Below are 14,692 nucleotides of genomic sequence, written 5' to 3'. Positions count from 1 at the left end.
GTATCAGGATGATTACAATATGGGCATTTCATTCTAGCTTTCGTCCTTTCTATCTTCGCAGATTCATCCACTGAAATCTATTTTCACTTGCATCTGTATAAATATAAGTATATCTGCCCGCCAAACAGAAGTCAAACTACTTTTCGGCCTCATTTCTTACTTTTTCATAAAGTCGGCTGCTTTTTTTCATGGATCTCCACCAGAATGATATCCGGGCCGATCTTTTTTACACAGCCAAAGGGGATCACATACTCTCCGCCGTCGCTGAAAAAACCGCAGAGCTTCCCGCCTCTTGGCACGATCAGAGCGTCGATGCGGCCTGTGCATTCTTCAATGATCAGATCCGCCACATACCCAAGCCTCTTACAGTCACATGCATTGATCACTTCTTTTTCTTCCAGCTCGCAAAGCCTCATCCCGCTCCCGCCTTTCCGGCACAAAAAAGCCGCATATACTCTTGTTCCAGTATATGCGGCTTTCGCTTGTTCTGTTTCTGTCGTTTTTCCGGCCCGGTCTTTATCTGCGGATCCAGGTGCCGGTCTTTCCTTTCAGCGCGTCGTTTAATTTATCAAAAGAGGTGATGAGAGCCTCTCTTCCCTCTCCTTTTTCAATAAATTCTGTGGCGGCCCGAAACTTGGGCAGCATATTGTAGACGCCAAAATGTCCCTCTTCCATATACTGCTTCGCCTGCTCCAGTGTGATCTCGCCCAGTTCCTCTTCTTCCGGTCTTCCCATGTTCAGCTTTACTTTTTCTACGCTGGTCAGGATGATCAGAGTGTCCGCCTCTACCTCTTCTGCCAGCCTTCCTGCTGTCAGGTCTTTTTCGATCACGGCGCTGGCGCCTTTTAAATGATTATCCTGCTGCAGCACCGGGATACCGCCTCCGCCGCAGGCGATCACCACCTGGTCTGCGTCCAGCAGGGCGCGGATGGCGTCGATCTCCACGATCTTGCCCGGATTCGGGGCAGACACGATACGCCGGAATCCTTTCCCCGGCTCTTCCACCACATAATTCCCCTTTTTGCGCTCCAGATTTGCCTCTTCTGCATTCATATATCTTCCCAGCACTTTGGTGGGTGTATAGAAGGCTTCGTCATACGGATCTACCACCACCTGTGTCAGGATCGTGCTGACCGTCCGGTAGACCCCCTCGTTGAGAAGCGCTTCCCTGATCGCATTCTGCAGGTCATAGCCGATATAGCCCTGGCTCATGGCCGAGCAGACAGACATCGGCGCAGCAGTATAATCCTGATGCGCTTTTCCAAATTCATTCATCGCTGTATGGATCATGCCCACCTGAGGCGCGTTGCTGTGGGTGATGGCCGCCTGATATCCGGCAGCGATCATGTCAGCGATCACTTTCGCAGTTTTTTTAACTGCTTCTTTCTGCTCCGGCAGCGTGGTTCCCAGTGCGCGGTGTCCTAAAGCTACTACGACTCTTTTTTTCATACTCGATACCTCATATTTTCTCATAGATTTTCCGAATGCTGTGATACTCCAAATTATAGTCTGTATCTGTCCAAAAAGCAACCTTCTTCTCTCTTGCATTTTTCTCTTCTAAACGATATAATTGTACTAACCATTTAATACAAAGGAGAATTTCCCATATGAAATATGAAAATCTGTCCGTCCAGGCGCTGAAATGCATGTATGTTTCCACTGCGCTGTCCAGCCTTCTGGCGCTGGCCGTGCTGGGGGCTGTCAATTATTTTTACCTGATCCCGGAAGACATTGTTCCCGGCAAACTGGCCTCCCTGATCCTGGCTGTCCTGATCTGCCTGAACCTTCTTTTCAGCCCCTGGTTCCGCTATCACCGCTACCGGTACAGCATCAACCAGGAGTGCATCGACATCCGGGAAGGCTATCTGTTTACCAGACGGGACATTGTCCCCATCGAACGGCTCCACAAGCTGCAGACCGCCAAAGGCCCTCTGGACCAGATCTTTGGCGTTGCCAAAGTGATCGTAACTACCGCCGGCGGAGATGTCACCATCCGCTTTCTGGAGGAAAAACAGGCCGAGGAGATCGCCGACAGCCTGCGCCGCCGGATCAACCAGATTGTAACAGAACAGAGGAACGACTATGGAAACACCAATTAGATTTCGCAATCATATCTCGATCGTTGCCGAACGGATGGTCCGGGGACTGGTATTTTTAGGTGCCCTGCTGGCTGGTAATCTCTCCCAGAATCTTCCCGGCCTCCTTGAGGATGCTGGGCATATTTCCGAAAATCTCCCGGCCTTTGCCGCCGGTCTTGCAGGGATCTTTGTGCTCTTTTTGATCCTTGTGCTCTGGCAGGTCATGATCTGGTCAAAAACCTATATCAGCATCTGCGAAAATACCCTGGTTATTGAACGCAACACCATGAACCGGATGAAATACACCATCGCCGCGTCCAGCATTTCCAATGTAAATATGGAGCAGAATCTTTTTGAAATGCTGATCGGCACCAGCAAACTGAAACTGGATACCAATAGTCTGTCTACCGCAAATAAGACCGATGTGCAGATCCTTCTGAAAACCGCCCAGGCGGAGGCCCTGAAACAGCATCTGATGTCCATGATGCATCAGGATGCGCCGGCTCCTCAGCCAGAGGCGGCCGCCATGCCGGATGCCCCGGCGTCCTTTGATTCCCATGCTGATTTTGGAGATATCCTGGCGCACGGCTTCTTTTCCATCAGCCTGTTTTCCCTGCTGATCCTTGTCTTAAGTATCGCAGGCGCTGTGTTTTCCATCCGCGAAGCCATCTTCTCCGGCTCCACCGAAGGACTGGCCGGATTCCTGGTGTCTTTCCTGGTGATCTTCGGCCTCTTTGCCTCCTCCTTCTGGGATATTGCAAGAGGCTTCATCCAATATTATAATTTCCGCGTCAGACGATTGGAAGACCGGCTGTACATCCAGTACGGACTTCTTCGCAAAGTCAGCTACACCGTTCCGGTCGACAAGATCCAGGCTCTTAAGATCAACCAGACCTTGTCCGCTAGGATTGGCGGCCGCTATATGGCAGAGATCATCAATATCGGCATGGGAGACGAGGGAAATGACCGCAATTCTTTTCTGGTCTTATACTGCAGAAAAGATACACTGTTAAAAAGGCTCTCCAGCCTTCTGCCGGAATTCGCAGATTCCCTGGAACTGGACGTCCAAAGACAGCCTGCCAGGGTCTGGGCCGTCTGGCTGATCCCCTTTGGCATCGCCGGACTGCTCCTTGGTTTTCTGTCCTGGAGCCTTTACTGGTTCCAGATCCTGACCGCCTTCTGGTGCATCGCCGCGCCGCTTCTTATGGCAGGCGGATGCCTCCTTTTGATGATCCTCCGGTATCTGACCTGCGGATGTGCTCTGAAAGAAGACTATGTCCTGGCAGTCAACGGATATCTGGGGCGGCGCGTCACCATGGCAGCCTACCATCAGATCCAGTACGTAGAACTAAAACAGAATCCGCTGGCCATGCTTTTGCATCTGCAGAAGGGACGCCTGCATCTGCTGGCCGGCGCCGGCAACCAGATCCACGATCTGCCGTATTTCTCTTCGAAAAAAATCGACTTCTTCCGGAGAAGGCTCTTGCATTCAAAAGAACAGCGGGGGTATACTAATCCTATCAACGAAAAAGGAGAACAAGCATGATCGACATCGGTGTTGTACACGGAAGATTTCAACCACTTCATTTGAAACATATGGAATACATTCTGGCCGCAAAGATGCGCTGCCGGAAATTATATATCGGGATCACCAATCCGGATAATCTGCATACCAGGGAATCGGTTCATGATATCCGGCGTTCGGAGCGCTCCGCCAATCCGCTCACTTATTTTGAGCGGTACGAGATGATCCGGGGCGCCATGGCAGAATTCCGCGTGCCGGAATCAGAATATGACATTCTGCCCTTCCCGATCAGCTGCCCGGAATACATTCTCCAGTATGTGCCAAAGGACGCTGTCTATTTTATGGGACTCTGTGATGAATGGGATGAAGAAAAATACAAGATATTGAAGGATCTGGGGCTGAACATCGAAGTGCTCTGGCGCAAGACGTTAGCTGAAAAAGGTGTGACCGCCTCCTGGATCCGAAGCTGCATCGCCACGGATCAGGAGTGGACACACCTGGTTCCCAAAAGTGTTTCCGCCTATCTGACCTCCCATGAACTGGACAAACGCATCAAACGCCTGGAGCAGATGCGGATGGCGGAAAAGGACGCAAGCCTTTTATAGGCCAAGCACGTCCTGGATCGTATAGAATCCTGCCGGTTTGCCTGCAAGATAGGCCGCGCAATCGCAGGCGCCTCTTGCAAAGCATTCCCAGTTATACGAATGATGGGTGATCTCCAGCCGCTCTCCCATGCCGCCAAAGAAAACGGTGTGGCTGCTGGGGATATTGCCCGCCCGCAAAGAGTGGTATCCGATCGTTCCCGGAACCCTCGGAGAAGCGCCTTCTCTTCCATAAACAGCAATATCGGAGAGTTCCTTTCCCATCGCATGGGCCATGATCTCTCCCATTTCTTTTGACGTGCCGCTTGGCGCGTCTTTTTTCCACTGGTCATGCATTTCCAGGATTTCTACATCTACATCATCCTTTAAGATATTCACCACCATTTCCAGCAGTTTGTTCATAACATTTACCATTTTGGAAGTGTTTGCCGCATACAGCATAGGGATCTTCTCTGACGCCTCGCGGAACCGGTTCATTTCCTCCGGGCCAAACCCTGTCGTGCCGCACACCAGCGCCTTGCCGTGAGCCACAGCCAGGTCAAGCACCTCCATGGCCGCCTCTTTTGTAGAAAAATCAATGATCACATCACAGTCGTCGATCACGGACGCCAGGTCGTCTGTCACCGGAACCCCCAGTTCCCGGCCGACCATAGCCGCCGTTCCAAGATCCGTGCCGATATAGTCTCTTCCCTTCGGAGCCACGCCCGCCACAAGTTCCATATCTTCTCTCTGCGCGGCCACCTGCGTGATCAGTTTCCCCATCTTGCCTCTCGGGCCCATAACGATTACTTTCATATGCTTTGTTCCTTTCTCTATGATCATTCATAGCTGTCTCTTTTTTTATTGTAGCATAAATCACCGGAAAACTGGATAAAATAAAAAGGAAATCATACTCTTTCTGCTTATGGGAAATTTATGTAAAAAAAGACTTGCAATATACGACACGTTTCGAGTATAATAGACTTTGTTATCGGGGTATGGCTCAGTTTGGTTAGAGCGCACGGCTGGGGGCCGTGAGGTCGCAGGTTCGAATCCTGTTACCCCGATTTTTTCATGCCCATAATTAGATGGGATGCCAAATGGGGACGGGGGATTTTCGAAAATCCCCCGTCCCCATTTGAAATATTGCACAAAAAAAGTGGAGTATACGGGACTTGAACCCGTGGCCTCCACACTGCCAGTGTGGCGCGCTCCCAACTGCGCTAATACCCCATGAGAGGAGTATAGCACATCCGGAGCGAAAATCAAAGAATTATTTTAACAAATCCAAAAGCTCATCTTTGGGTTTGTATCCCATATCCCGCTTTACCACTTCTCCGTCCCGGAAAACCAGGAAGGTGGGAATGGACATTACCTTGTACTGTCTGGCCAGTTCCGGCTGCTGATCTACGTCTACTTTGCAGATCTTCACACCTTCTGCTTCTTCTGCAAGTTCTTCCACAATGGGGCCCACCATCTGGCAGGGACCACACCAGGTCGCCCAGAAATCTACAAATACCGGAATATCAGATTCCAGTACCTCCTTTTGAAAGTTTTCCTTGGTTAAATGTACTACTGCCATCGCTCTTTTCTCCTTTCTGCACAATATGCGACTTTGTAACTTGATTGTCTGTGATTTCTATCTGCCTTCCGGCAGTCTGGCTCTTAGGAACCGTCGTTTGTATTTTAATTCTGCATAATCTGTGATCTTCTTCAGATAAATCGTGTTGGAGATGCCTCCGGCAACGCCAGCCACCGGGATCCCCTGCAAAAATTTCATGTACAGGAGCGCTTCCGACAATGCATCTGCGGTCCGGCGCCTTTGTTCCTGCTGCTTTCCGGCTGCTTCTTTCTCGCCCATATGGCCGCCCCTCGCCTGGCTGTCTATCCACCCGTTCAAAAGTGCATTCCCCTGTTCCAGCTCCGCTCCTTTCCGCAGCGCGGTCTCAATGATCTTCAGGATAAACCACTGTTCTTCTTCGCTCTCATATGTAAAACCGTATGTCAGGGCAATCTCGTACACACTTTTTAAAATAACGGCTGTAAAAAGCGGGATATCCGGAATGCCAACGCCCAGCAGGCCAAGTCCCACTCCCTCCACGCCGGAAATAGCCAGATTCTTCGCCCTGGCGGCCTGTGACTGCCTGTCGAACGCCTTCACCGTCTTACGGTTTGCCTTTAACCCGGCTGCATATTCACGGACCTGATAATCCATTTTCTGCTGCTCTTTGTTATAGGTCTTTTCAATGATCCCGGTTCCCTTTTCAAACACCAGATCAAAAGCCTTGACAAAAGCCGCATTTAAGGTATCTTCCAGCTTTTCCGGAATCTTTTCTTCCAATTTTTGCCGAAGGGCCGAAGGTTTTTTCTCTTCCCGCTGGCGCTCCAGATAACGGAGTTCTTTTTTCTCCAGTATCATCCATTCTTTTTCCCACCGGTTCTGACGCAACATAAGGACCGCCTCCTGCTATTCTCCCTTTTTTCGTCCGTTTTCCTGCCCGCCGCTCTGCTTCTCCAGGGCTTCCCCAACCATCCGGAACTCGTCCAGATAAATGCAGTTGGCAAGGGTTCCTGCCTCCACCTGCTGCCGGCACTCCTCATAATCCATCCACAGAACAGACTCCACCTCGTCTTCCTGCAGCTTCAGGTCTGTGACATCTACCGGCCCGGTGTAAAGATATACATAACTTAACTCATTGTCCCGGAACATCCGCCCGTAAAATTCCGCCTCAAAGGCACCATGGTGAACACCAATAAAGGCAAGCTCCTCCGGGCGCACCCGAAGTCCCAGTTCTTCTTCCATCTCCCGCACCGCCGCAGGCAACGGCTCATCTCCAGCTTCTATATGTCCCGCCGATGAGATGTCGTAACAGCCGGGGTTGGAATCCTTGCAGGCGCTTCTTTTCTGCAGCAGCACATCGTACCCGCCTGCTTCATTCGGGCGGACGATCCACATATGCACTGTCCCGTGAAGACTTCCCTCCCGGTGCGCCACGCCCCGTTCTCTTACGATCCCGCTTTTGCTGCCGTCCGGGTTCAGGATATCAAAAAGCTCCATGGGCTGTCCGTCAAGTGCCGCAGACACCAGACGATCGTGCCCGTCATAGACCAGCTTCAAAGAGAAGAAATCCTCCCGTTCGTCCAGCAGCCGGAAAAAGATCTTGTCCCCTTCCCAGATGTTCAGCTTCCAGACCTCATCAATATCCACCCATTCCAGTTCACCTTCATCACAGGGAATGGGCGTTCCTTCAAAGCCGTCCGCCGTAAAGAGCGACATATATTCTGTCACGCCGTTTCCGGAAACAAATGTGACGATCCCCCGGTACCGGTAGGAGGTCAGCGTATAACCGGTCTCCTCCTTTACTTCCCGCAGGACACATTCCTCCGGGCTTTCATCCGCCTCAAAGTGTCCGCCGACGCCAATCCATTTGTCTTTATTGACGTCCTTTTTCTTCACCGTCCGGTGAAGCATCAGATATTTTCCGTCCTTTTCTATATAACACAGCGTGCTTAATCCTGTCATTTTGCTTCGCCTTCCTCTCCTGTCTCCATTACCATACTACTTCATTTCCCGATGTGGCACAACTTAAAAATCTATTAAAAATTCCGGTTCCCGCCCCGTCCTTTTCTGTGCTATACTTGGAGAAATGTCAGGAGGATATCTATGGACCGCACAATCATTTACCCTATCACAACCCAGCAGGACGGACTGCGAGTGGAGCAGTTTCTCCGCCGGATGGGCTACTCTGCCCAGAATCTTGCTTCTATCAAACGAATGCCGGAAAGCATCCTGGTAAACGGTGTTCCCTGTTACATGAAGCATCCGCTGGCGGCCGGCGACCAGCTTCAGGTTCGTATCAACGAACAGAAATGTTCCGAAAAAATCCCGCCCGTCTACGCTCCTCTTTCCATCGTCTATGAGGACGAAGACCTGATTGTCGTAAATAAACCGGCAGGCATGCCGATCCATCCATCTTTGAACCATTACACCGGTTCTCTTGCCAATGCGCTGGCATGGTATTATCAGGAGCAGGGCAAGCCTTTTATCTTCCGGTGCTGCAACCGGCTGGACCGGGACACTTCCGGCCTCACTGTGGTCGCCAAGCATCTGGTCAGCGGCAGCATCTTATCAGCCATGACAAAGAAAAAGGAGGTCCGCCGGGAATATCTTGCCATTGTCTGCGGGAAGATCAGCCCGGAATCCGGCACGATCTGCGCTCCTCTCGGCCGAAAAGAGGGCTCGATCATTGAGCGGTTTGTGGATTTTGAAAAAGGAGAGCCGGCCGTAACCCACTACCGGCTTCTGGACGAAAAAAACGGGCACAGCCTGGTTTCCGTACGCCTGGAAACCGGCCGCACCCATCAGATACGGATCCATATGAAATATCTTGGTTATCCTTTGATTGGGGATTATCTTTATAATCCTGATATGGAATGGATCACCCGGCAGGCGCTTCACTCCCACCGCTTAAGTTTTTCCCATCCGATCACTGGACAATGGATGGAGTTTACCGCTCCCCTGCCGGAAGATATGCAGAAAGTTCTTGAGGGATAATTTTCCCTATATTGGCAGGCTATTTCGCAGGCACAAAGCCCCATATCCCACCTGCGGATTGGGGTAGCTGTCAAATCCCGGCAGTCTGGCCGCCCCTTTGTGGAGATATGCCTTCACCTTCTCCCCGTACAGATACGGATCGTTTCCTTTTACAATCCCCCATTCCATTAAAAGCGCCGCGCCCCCTGTGACAAAGGGCGTGGCAAACGATGTGCCGGTAAACTGTCCGTAACCGCCGCCCGCCTTGGCAGAGACCACATCTACCCCAGGCGCCACAAGATCCGGTTTCACCTGCGGATTCCCTCTGGGATATCCTCTTCCCGAAAAATCCGCATATGCAAAGGTCCGGGCATTATATGCCCCTACGCTGACAGCCCGAAATGACGTAGAAGGGATGGTAAGCGTGGTGCGGCTTACCGGAGACAGAAATCCCGTCTCCCGGTTCAGGATCTCTTCGCCGGGCAGCCAGAGTTCATAAGCACCCGAAAGGATACGGCCGGGCGTCAGGACGATCTGCCAGACGCCGTCATCCACCCAGCTGCTTTTGGGAAGAAGTTCCATGTATATTTCCTGGGCTGTACTGTAAGGACTTGGTTCTCCATAGTATAGAAGCACTTCTGTATCTTCCACCGTAAACCGCTGAGGCCCCAGGATCGCCTGTACCGGCCCGACTCTTACGCCGCTTGGACTGACCAGCGCAATCTCCGTCTCATCTGTATACTCTTTCCAGATCTGGATACCGAACCCGGCCTGCCGTTCCTGCACGGCCAGGCGGATCACGGTATTCTCGCCTTCTTTTAAGACTCCTGCGGTATGCCCGGCGCCTGCAGCTTCATTGCCTGTGCCAATGCAGATCACGCTTTTCCAGATATTTGCCAGATCATCGATAAACCGCTCCAGAAGCGAGGTGCCGTCATGAGATCCATAGGTATTTCCAAAGCTGATATTCACGGCGATGGGGTTCTGGTATTCCTGTGCCTTGCGAATCACATAATCCAGCCCCCGCATCAGTTCTGTGGTCCGGGGAAATCCGCCTGCCCTCGCTCTTGCCAGCTTGACGATCACCAGCGGACTCTCCGGCGCCACGCCCGCATATCGGCCGCCGCTCCCCCGGCCGTTTCCAGCAGCGATCCCGGCGACCGCTGTTCCATGGCCCGAGGTATCCTCACTAGAGACGATCTGTTTTCTCGCAACCGGGTCTTCCTCCTCCAGGGCCCTGTTGATCTCCTCCTCTGTATATTCCCGGTTCTCCTCCTGATCCCAGAGCGCCCGGATCCGGGTCTTCCCCTCCGCAGTAAGAAAATCCGGATTGGCATAATCCAGGCCGGAATCCAGGATTCCGATCAGTACGCCCTGTCCGGATAAAGCAAAACGGGCTCCCTGTACCGCATCGATACAGGAAACCCGTCTTCCGTTTTCCACTTCAAAAAACAGCCTCTTTGGTTTTTCAATGTATTCTACTTCCGGCAGGGAAGCCATTTCCCGGATCCGGTCCTCCCGGACAAGCAGAACCGCATACTCATTTTGCAGTTCATAGACCTCTTCGGCCAGCTCCCGGACCTCCTTAAGATCACCCGAATACTTGATGATCAGTTCCCAGGTCTTCGTTTCCGGATTAAAACCCACTTCCAGTTCCGGCGATTTTGCCCGCTCTTCACCGGTGGCCTCCAGCGCCAGATTCAAAAGATTTTCTATCTTCTGACTTCCGTAAATATCGCGAACGTCTACAGCCATGCAACGACTCCTTCCAGATCCTATCTGATGTATCGTATGTGGCTCGGCTGCAGGAATATACCTGCCTTGTTCGTTTGCATACCGGCTTCTCTTACTCCAGCCCGTTGTAGGCCTCATCATCCACCGGTTCGCACCACTCGTTCCCGGTCTCTTCACCTGGCACTTCTACTGCAATGTGGGAAAACCAGCTGTCCTTTTTGGCTCCGTGCCAGTTGTTGCGGCACCCCGGCTCAAAGGTGACATTTGCCAGAAATACCGGGCATTTCCCCGCCTCTGTCAGGGGATTCAGATAGGACCATCTTCTTCCACTTCCAACAATTCCCTGCACTCGTTCAGCGCATTGAACAGACGGGGAAGCCCCATATAGCCGCTGGCATGGACCAGAGCGCAGACCACTTCTTCCCGGCTGTTACCAGCCTTCAGCGCTCCTTCCACATGGCTTTTCAACTGCACTTCTGTGCCGCCCAAAGCCGCCAGCAACACTACCGTGAGTAACTCACGGGTCTTGCCATCGAGGCCGGCACGGGTCTGAAAGTCCCCGAAGCACAGTTCAGTCAAAAAGCGGGGCACTACCTGGGCAAACTCGCCGGGCAGCCAGGTATAGCGGTCCGCGATCTCTGTTCCATAGAGAGGCTCCTGGATCTTTAATCCTTTCTGATAGCGCTCCTCATCGTTTTCACCGGCCAAAGTCTTTTGGGACGGCAGGGGCAGTTCAATCCCATTCTCCGCAAACACTTCGTTCATGGCACTGATGGCATTAAGTGTCTTTGGAAAACCGATAAAGGACGCGCACTGGTAAACTGCCTCCCGGATCTCCACCGGTGTGCAGCCGGCGTTGAGGCTGGCCTGCACATGGGCTTTGATCTGGGGCAGGGCGCTAAGCGTGGTCAGCACGGTAACCGTGACCAGCTCCCTCATGCGGTTGTCCAGACTGCCTGTATAGCAGACGTCTCCAAAAATGTAACCTTGCAGGATCTGCATGAATTCGCCGTCCGTTCCTTCATCCCCGGCGGCATGGCTGTGAAACAGCTCCTGCATTTTTTGTTCTGTTCTTTCTTTTCGATTCATAATTTACCTCTTTTTTATTTATTATCCCCCGTCTTCTATATCCTGTCTAATACCTGTCTGCTATGAAAAACCATACGTTTTTCGTATATCTATGAAATAAAAAAAGCCACGGCACCGGCGTTTTAGCTGATGTCATGACCATTTTTAATATTCTTGGATTGTCTGTACGAAAAGGGACGCCGCCCGAGAAAATAGATGATTCTTTTTCCACAGGATCACACTCCTTGTTGTGTGCTCCGGCAGAATCTGGCGAAAACAAAGACTGGGATCCGCATGTATGGACAATGCGCCGTCCAGACAGACTGCGCAGCCCATCCCGGCCTCTACCAGCAATGCAGCGTTGGAAAGAAGATTGTAAAAAGCCGGGATGTCCAGATGTCTTTCCTCGCACTGCATCCAGTGAAGAACTTCCTCTTTTGCATTCTCTCTTCCCGGCATGATCAGAGGATACTGCCGGATCTCCTCCACAGTTAATGTTTCCTTTTCCGCAAGTTCGTGATCCTTTCTCAAAAGGAGTCCCCAGGTTTCTTTCTGGGGAAGCCTTACATATTCAAATTTTGCAGTATCAATGGGCTCCAGAACAAGCCCCAGGTCAAGTAGCCCTCGTTCCAGCCTCTCTTTGATGTTGTCTGCCATCCCATTGTAGAGATCAAACTGGACATCCGGATATTTCTCACGGAATTCTTTCATGTAGAGGGCCAGCGCACGGCAGCCTACTGCCTCTGAAGCGCCAATCCGGATGGTGCCGCAGACCACGTCTTTTTTATCTTTAAAGGTATGTTCCAGCTTGTCCGAGAGCTCCACGATCATTTCCGCCTGCTGTTTAAAAAGGAAACCCTCATCTGTCAAAGTCACAGAACGCTTTCCCCGGATCAGGAGCGCTGTTCCCAGTTCGTCTTCCAACTCTATCAGCTGGCGGCTTAAGGTGGGCTGGGTGACATGAAGGATATCCGCAGCTCTCGTAATATTTCCTTCATCCGCTACCGTCAGAAAATATTTCAGCACGCGCAATTCCATATCCATCACCTCCCATCACAGCTTTTGCAAAGTTCCTAATTAAATCCCACCAGTCTTCTGGCTACAATGTAGGCCAGAGAAGAAATTTTCCTTCCGGGCTTTCCCGGAATATTCATGGTCTGTCCTAATATGCCATAACGGATCTTAAAGAAGACTTTAAAGTCTTTTTTCTTCAGATAAACCCAGAGATCTTTTTTCTTATCCAGATTCTCTTTCTTCTTGGAGCGGATCAGAAGGATCGAGGAAACCGTCATCATGATCGCCAGATAATTGATCATGTACGCGCGCAGTTTCTTGCAGGAAATCTTACTAAGATCATACATGTCGATCATGGATTTCGTCACAAAAATCTGCTGGTCCACCCGGCTGATCATCACCTTTTCATTTACCGACTGATCTTCCCGTCCAATGTAATAACGATAGAAATCCACATCCAGATAATAGATTTTTCTTACGTGGGGCAGGGGGTAATATACATAAATGTTGTCCACATAAAACGTATGCTTCGGCAGCCTTAACTGGATCAGTTTCAGCAGGTCTGTCCGGTAGATCACGGAATGCATCAGGATATACTGGCCCAGATGGAAATGTCCGATGTCATCCCAGTGAAAGATCTCATCCTGGGGAAGCACATTGCGGTAATGGATACATTTCTTATGCTCCACTCCCACCTTTTCATACACATAATTGGAGACGAGCATATCGATCTCTTCTTCCTCGTCCTCCAGCCGGCGCAAAAGACCCAGGATCTTCTGCAGCGCCTCTTCGTCTACCCAGTCGTCGCTGTCCACAACCTTAAAATATTTGCCGGACGCAGCCGCAAGACCGGAATTTACCGCGTCTCCGTGCCCGCCGTTTTCCTTGTCCACCACCCGGACAATCTGCGGATATTTCGCCTCATACTCCCGTGCGATCTTCAGCGTATCATCCTTGGAGCCGTCGTTGACAACGATGATCTCCACATCTTCTCCGCCGGGCAGAATGCTCTCGATCGCGTGGGACATGTACTCCTGTGAATTGTAACATGGGATCGCAAATGATATATACTTCATCTCTCTGATTCCTTTCTTCATCTGTGTTTTTATAGTATATATCATTTTCTGCCCTTTTCCAACGGATTATCCGTAAAATCTCTGTTAATGTTCATAATTTGTTCATTTATCTTTCAAAAATCTTTCATTTATACATCACTATTTCTTCACAGCTTTTTCCTATACTAAAACTGTCAAAAAAAATAAGACGGTACGCAGCAATGCTTGGAATAAACTTTTTCATAATACATGCCGGGGACTGAATACTCAGTCACCCGGCATCCTCCCTTTTTATGGGTTTTTCTGCACCACTTTCCAATCTATCCCTTTCCTTCATCAAATCAGGATATGCGAAATTTTTGCGGAAATCTTCTTCCGCTAATTTAGGAAATTTGACGATTAATATATTCCGCCAGAACATGATACACATGTTCAGCATTTTTTATCTGTTCTTCCGTATCATGTTTACTTGCAATAAACATGTCATCATAGTCCGAGGCATTACGAATTGTAAATGCTGAACCAATCATCTTGGATATCTCTGTCGGAAAGATACCTTCTTTAATGCATCATAAAGCAGACGGGCTGCGTCCAGATCTTCTCTGGCACGCTCTATTCTATATTTCGCATAATCTTTTTGTAGGGAACTGTACTCAGGCAATCTTCACACCTTCTCTCTCCACGTTCTGATAAAATGATGACACCGGAATGTATTTCTGATACAATTCATAATTCTGAACAACCGGCGCCAATACGACATCATACTCCAGATCAAGCTTATCTGATATGTCCAGAATACGATTTCTCTCAGAACTGATATCCTCCAATGGAACATTTAACAAAATCAAAATATCGATATCACTGTCATTTTGAAAATCCCCGCGCGCGCAGGAACCATAGAGGATAAGCCCTTCCAGTTTTATTCCATATATTCTTTTTGCTTCTTCTGCAAATTTATCTATGACTTCTCTGATCTTTTTTTCCGTCATATTATCACGTATAATCCAATCATATTAGATAGTGATTGGATTTTCTCCTTTCTCCCAGTTTCTACTGGGTAATTCAATCCTAATCTGATATATTTACTTAAGCACTGTGGATCT

The 14,692-nt window shown here is 50.2% G+C and carries 17 protein-coding genes and 2 tRNA genes; 5 read left to right on the top strand and 14 right to left on the bottom strand.

Annotated features, from left to right (window positions below; all coding sequences use genetic code 11):
- Nucleotides 1-164 precede the first annotated feature (164 nt).
- Nucleotides 165-416: a PRC-barrel domain-containing protein gene (locus H6A13_RS11230; protein WP_204909657.1), complete on the bottom strand. Its 252-nt coding sequence runs from the start codon at nucleotides 414-416 to the stop codon at nucleotides 165-167.
- Nucleotides 417-516: 100 nt separating this feature from the next.
- Nucleotides 517-1,449 carry a carbamate kinase gene (gene arcC / locus H6A13_RS11225; protein WP_204909656.1) on the bottom strand — a complete coding sequence of 311 codons (933 nt, stop codon included), beginning with the start codon at nucleotides 1,447-1,449 and terminating at the stop codon, nucleotides 517-519.
- A 158-nt stretch (nucleotides 1,450-1,607) separates the two neighbouring features.
- Here arcC and H6A13_RS11220 point away from each other — a divergent pair, with 158 nt between their 5' ends.
- The 3 genes from H6A13_RS11220 to H6A13_RS11210 are packed head-to-tail and all read left to right on the top strand — an operon-like array spanning nucleotide 1,608 to nucleotide 4,208.
- On the top strand, nucleotides 1,608-2,099 hold the full coding sequence (locus H6A13_RS11220) for a PH domain-containing protein (protein WP_204909655.1): 492 nt from the start codon (nucleotides 1,608-1,610) through the stop codon (nucleotides 2,097-2,099).
- Nucleotides 2,083-3,624: a PH domain-containing protein gene (locus H6A13_RS11215; protein WP_204909654.1), complete on the top strand. Its 1,542-nt coding sequence runs from the start codon at nucleotides 2,083-2,085 to the stop codon at nucleotides 3,622-3,624. Before H6A13_RS11220 ends, H6A13_RS11215 begins: the two co-directional genes overlap by 17 nt.
- Nucleotides 3,621-4,208 carry a nucleotidyl transferase family protein gene (locus H6A13_RS11210; protein ID WP_204909653.1) on the top strand — a complete coding sequence of 196 codons (588 nt, stop codon included), beginning with the start codon at nucleotides 3,621-3,623 and terminating at the stop codon, nucleotides 4,206-4,208. The genes H6A13_RS11215 and H6A13_RS11210 overlap by 4 nt, the downstream gene beginning before the upstream one ends.
- Here the strand turns inward: H6A13_RS11210 and dapB are convergent.
- A complete protein-coding gene (gene dapB, locus H6A13_RS11205) occupies nucleotides 4,203-5,027 on the bottom strand; it encodes a 4-hydroxy-tetrahydrodipicolinate reductase (RefSeq protein WP_338043068.1) in 825 nt (274 codons plus the stop codon). The two genes, H6A13_RS11210 and dapB, sit on opposite strands and share 6 nt — an antisense overlap.
- A gap of 149 nt (nucleotides 5,028-5,176) precedes the next feature.
- Here dapB and H6A13_RS11200 point away from each other — a divergent pair.
- Nucleotides 5,177-5,251, top strand: a tRNA-Pro gene (locus H6A13_RS11200).
- 93 nt (nucleotides 5,252-5,344) lie between these two features.
- On the opposite strand, the gene H6A13_RS11195 is transcribed toward H6A13_RS11200, so the two are convergent.
- The 4 genes from H6A13_RS11195 to H6A13_RS11180 all read right to left on the bottom strand — a co-directional run bounded on the left by H6A13_RS11195 (nucleotide 5,345) and on the right by H6A13_RS11180 (nucleotide 7,707).
- Nucleotides 5,345-5,417, bottom strand: a tRNA-Ala gene (locus H6A13_RS11195).
- A gap of 40 nt (nucleotides 5,418-5,457) precedes the next feature.
- Nucleotides 5,458-5,766 carry a thioredoxin gene (gene trxA, locus H6A13_RS11190; RefSeq protein WP_204909652.1) on the bottom strand — a complete coding sequence of 103 codons (309 nt, stop codon included), beginning with the start codon at nucleotides 5,764-5,766 and terminating at the stop codon, nucleotides 5,458-5,460.
- 57 nt (nucleotides 5,767-5,823) lie between these two features.
- Entirely contained in the window at nucleotides 5,824-6,636 is an 813-nt protein-coding gene (locus tag H6A13_RS11185; protein WP_204909651.1) for an EcsC family protein, read from the bottom strand.
- Between the two features lie 15 nt (nucleotides 6,637-6,651).
- Nucleotides 6,652-7,707: an NUDIX domain-containing protein gene (locus H6A13_RS11180; protein ID WP_204909650.1), complete on the bottom strand. Its 1,056-nt coding sequence runs from the start codon at nucleotides 7,705-7,707 to the stop codon at nucleotides 6,652-6,654.
- Between the two features lie 141 nt (nucleotides 7,708-7,848).
- Here H6A13_RS11180 and H6A13_RS11175 point away from each other — a divergent pair, with 141 nt between their 5' ends.
- On the top strand, nucleotides 7,849-8,739 hold the full coding sequence (locus H6A13_RS11175) for an RluA family pseudouridine synthase (RefSeq protein WP_204909649.1): 891 nt from the start codon (nucleotides 7,849-7,851) through the stop codon (nucleotides 8,737-8,739).
- Nucleotides 8,740-8,745: 6 nt separating this feature from the next.
- Here the strand turns inward: H6A13_RS11175 and H6A13_RS11170 are convergent, their stop codons facing one another.
- The 7 genes from H6A13_RS11170 to H6A13_RS11140 all read right to left on the bottom strand — a co-directional run bounded on the left by H6A13_RS11170 (nucleotide 8,746) and on the right by H6A13_RS11140 (nucleotide 14,578).
- Nucleotides 8,746-10,473, bottom strand: coding sequence for a S8 family peptidase (locus tag H6A13_RS11170; protein ID WP_204909648.1), 1,728 nt, complete (start codon nucleotides 10,471-10,473; stop codon nucleotides 8,746-8,748).
- A 91-nt stretch (nucleotides 10,474-10,564) separates the two neighbouring features.
- Nucleotides 10,565-10,801, bottom strand: coding sequence for a cupin domain-containing protein (locus H6A13_RS11165; protein ID WP_338043067.1), 237 nt, complete (start codon nucleotides 10,799-10,801; stop codon nucleotides 10,565-10,567).
- Nucleotides 10,759-11,541, bottom strand: a complete 783-nt coding sequence (locus H6A13_RS11160; RefSeq protein ID WP_204909647.1) for a carboxymuconolactone decarboxylase family protein — start codon at nucleotides 11,539-11,541, stop codon at nucleotides 10,759-10,761. Before H6A13_RS11160 ends, H6A13_RS11165 begins: the two co-directional genes overlap by 43 nt.
- 144 nt (nucleotides 11,542-11,685) lie before the next feature.
- On the bottom strand, nucleotides 11,686-12,558 hold the full coding sequence (locus H6A13_RS11155) for a LysR family transcriptional regulator (RefSeq protein ID WP_204909646.1): 873 nt from the start codon (nucleotides 12,556-12,558) through the stop codon (nucleotides 11,686-11,688).
- 35 nt (nucleotides 12,559-12,593) lie between these two features.
- Nucleotides 12,594-13,610 (bottom strand): glycosyltransferase family 2 protein, encoded by a 1,017-nt coding sequence (locus H6A13_RS11150; protein WP_204909645.1) that lies wholly within the window; start codon nucleotides 13,608-13,610, stop codon nucleotides 12,594-12,596.
- A gap of 362 nt (nucleotides 13,611-13,972) precedes the next feature.
- Nucleotides 13,973-14,119 (bottom strand): hypothetical protein, encoded by a 147-nt coding sequence (locus H6A13_RS13340; protein WP_243424787.1) that lies wholly within the window; start codon nucleotides 14,117-14,119, stop codon nucleotides 13,973-13,975.
- Between the two features lie 123 nt (nucleotides 14,120-14,242).
- Nucleotides 14,243-14,578: a nucleotidyltransferase domain-containing protein gene (locus tag H6A13_RS11140; protein ID WP_204909644.1), complete on the bottom strand. Its 336-nt coding sequence runs from the start codon at nucleotides 14,576-14,578 to the stop codon at nucleotides 14,243-14,245.
- Nucleotides 14,579-14,692: the final 114 nt, after the last annotated feature.

Origin of the sequence: Mordavella massiliensis, assembly GCF_016902415.1 — a bacterium.
In the GTDB taxonomy this organism is placed as follows: Bacteria; Bacillota; Clostridia; order Lachnospirales; family Lachnospiraceae; genus Merdimonas; species Merdimonas faecigallinarum.
This window is presented reverse-complemented; position numbering and strand designations above follow the sequence as displayed.

What these genes read in the sequence shown, in the direction of transcription:
- H6A13_RS11230 (WP_204909657.1), bottom strand. Translation starts at nt 416, where the DNA reads ATGAGGCTTTGCGAGCTGGAAGAAAAAGAAGTGATCAATGCATGTGAC.
- arcC (WP_204909656.1), bottom strand. Translation starts at nt 1,449, where the DNA reads ATGAAAAAAAGAGTCGTAGTAGCTTTAGGACACCGCGCACTGGGAACC.
- H6A13_RS11220 (WP_204909655.1), top strand. Translation starts at nt 1,608, where the DNA reads ATGAAATATGAAAATCTGTCCGTCCAGGCGCTGAAATGCATGTATGTT.
- H6A13_RS11215 (WP_204909654.1), top strand. Translation starts at nt 2,083, where the DNA reads ATGGAAACACCAATTAGATTTCGCAATCATATCTCGATCGTTGCCGAA.
- H6A13_RS11210 (WP_204909653.1), top strand. Translation starts at nt 3,621, where the DNA reads ATGATCGACATCGGTGTTGTACACGGAAGATTTCAACCACTTCATTTG.
- dapB (WP_338043068.1), bottom strand. Translation starts at nt 5,027, where the DNA reads ATGATCATAGAGAAAGGAACAAAGCATATGAAAGTAATCGTTATGGGC.
- trxA (WP_204909652.1), bottom strand. Translation starts at nt 5,766, where the DNA reads ATGGCAGTAGTACATTTAACCAAGGAAAACTTTCAAAAGGAGGTACTG.
- H6A13_RS11185 (WP_204909651.1), bottom strand. Translation starts at nt 6,636, where the DNA reads ATGTTGCGTCAGAACCGGTGGGAAAAAGAATGGATGATACTGGAGAAA.
- H6A13_RS11180 (WP_204909650.1), bottom strand. Translation starts at nt 7,707, where the DNA reads ATGACAGGATTAAGCACGCTGTGTTATATAGAAAAGGACGGAAAATAT.
- H6A13_RS11175 (WP_204909649.1), top strand. Translation starts at nt 7,849, where the DNA reads ATGGACCGCACAATCATTTACCCTATCACAACCCAGCAGGACGGACTG.
- H6A13_RS11170 (WP_204909648.1), bottom strand. Translation starts at nt 10,473, where the DNA reads ATGGCTGTAGACGTTCGCGATATTTACGGAAGTCAGAAGATAGAAAAT.
- H6A13_RS11160 (WP_204909647.1), bottom strand. Translation starts at nt 11,541, where the DNA reads ATGAATCGAAAAGAAAGAACAGAACAAAAAATGCAGGAGCTGTTTCAC.
- H6A13_RS11155 (WP_204909646.1), bottom strand. Translation starts at nt 12,558, where the DNA reads ATGGAATTGCGCGTGCTGAAATATTTTCTGACGGTAGCGGATGAAGGA.
- H6A13_RS11150 (WP_204909645.1), bottom strand. Translation starts at nt 13,610, where the DNA reads ATGAAGTATATATCATTTGCGATCCCATGTTACAATTCACAGGAGTAC.
- H6A13_RS13340 (WP_243424787.1), bottom strand. Translation starts at nt 14,119, where the DNA reads ATGATTGGTTCAGCATTTACAATTCGTAATGCCTCGGACTATGATGAC.
- H6A13_RS11140 (WP_204909644.1), bottom strand. Translation starts at nt 14,578, where the DNA reads ATGACGGAAAAAAAGATCAGAGAAGTCATAGATAAATTTGCAGAAGAA.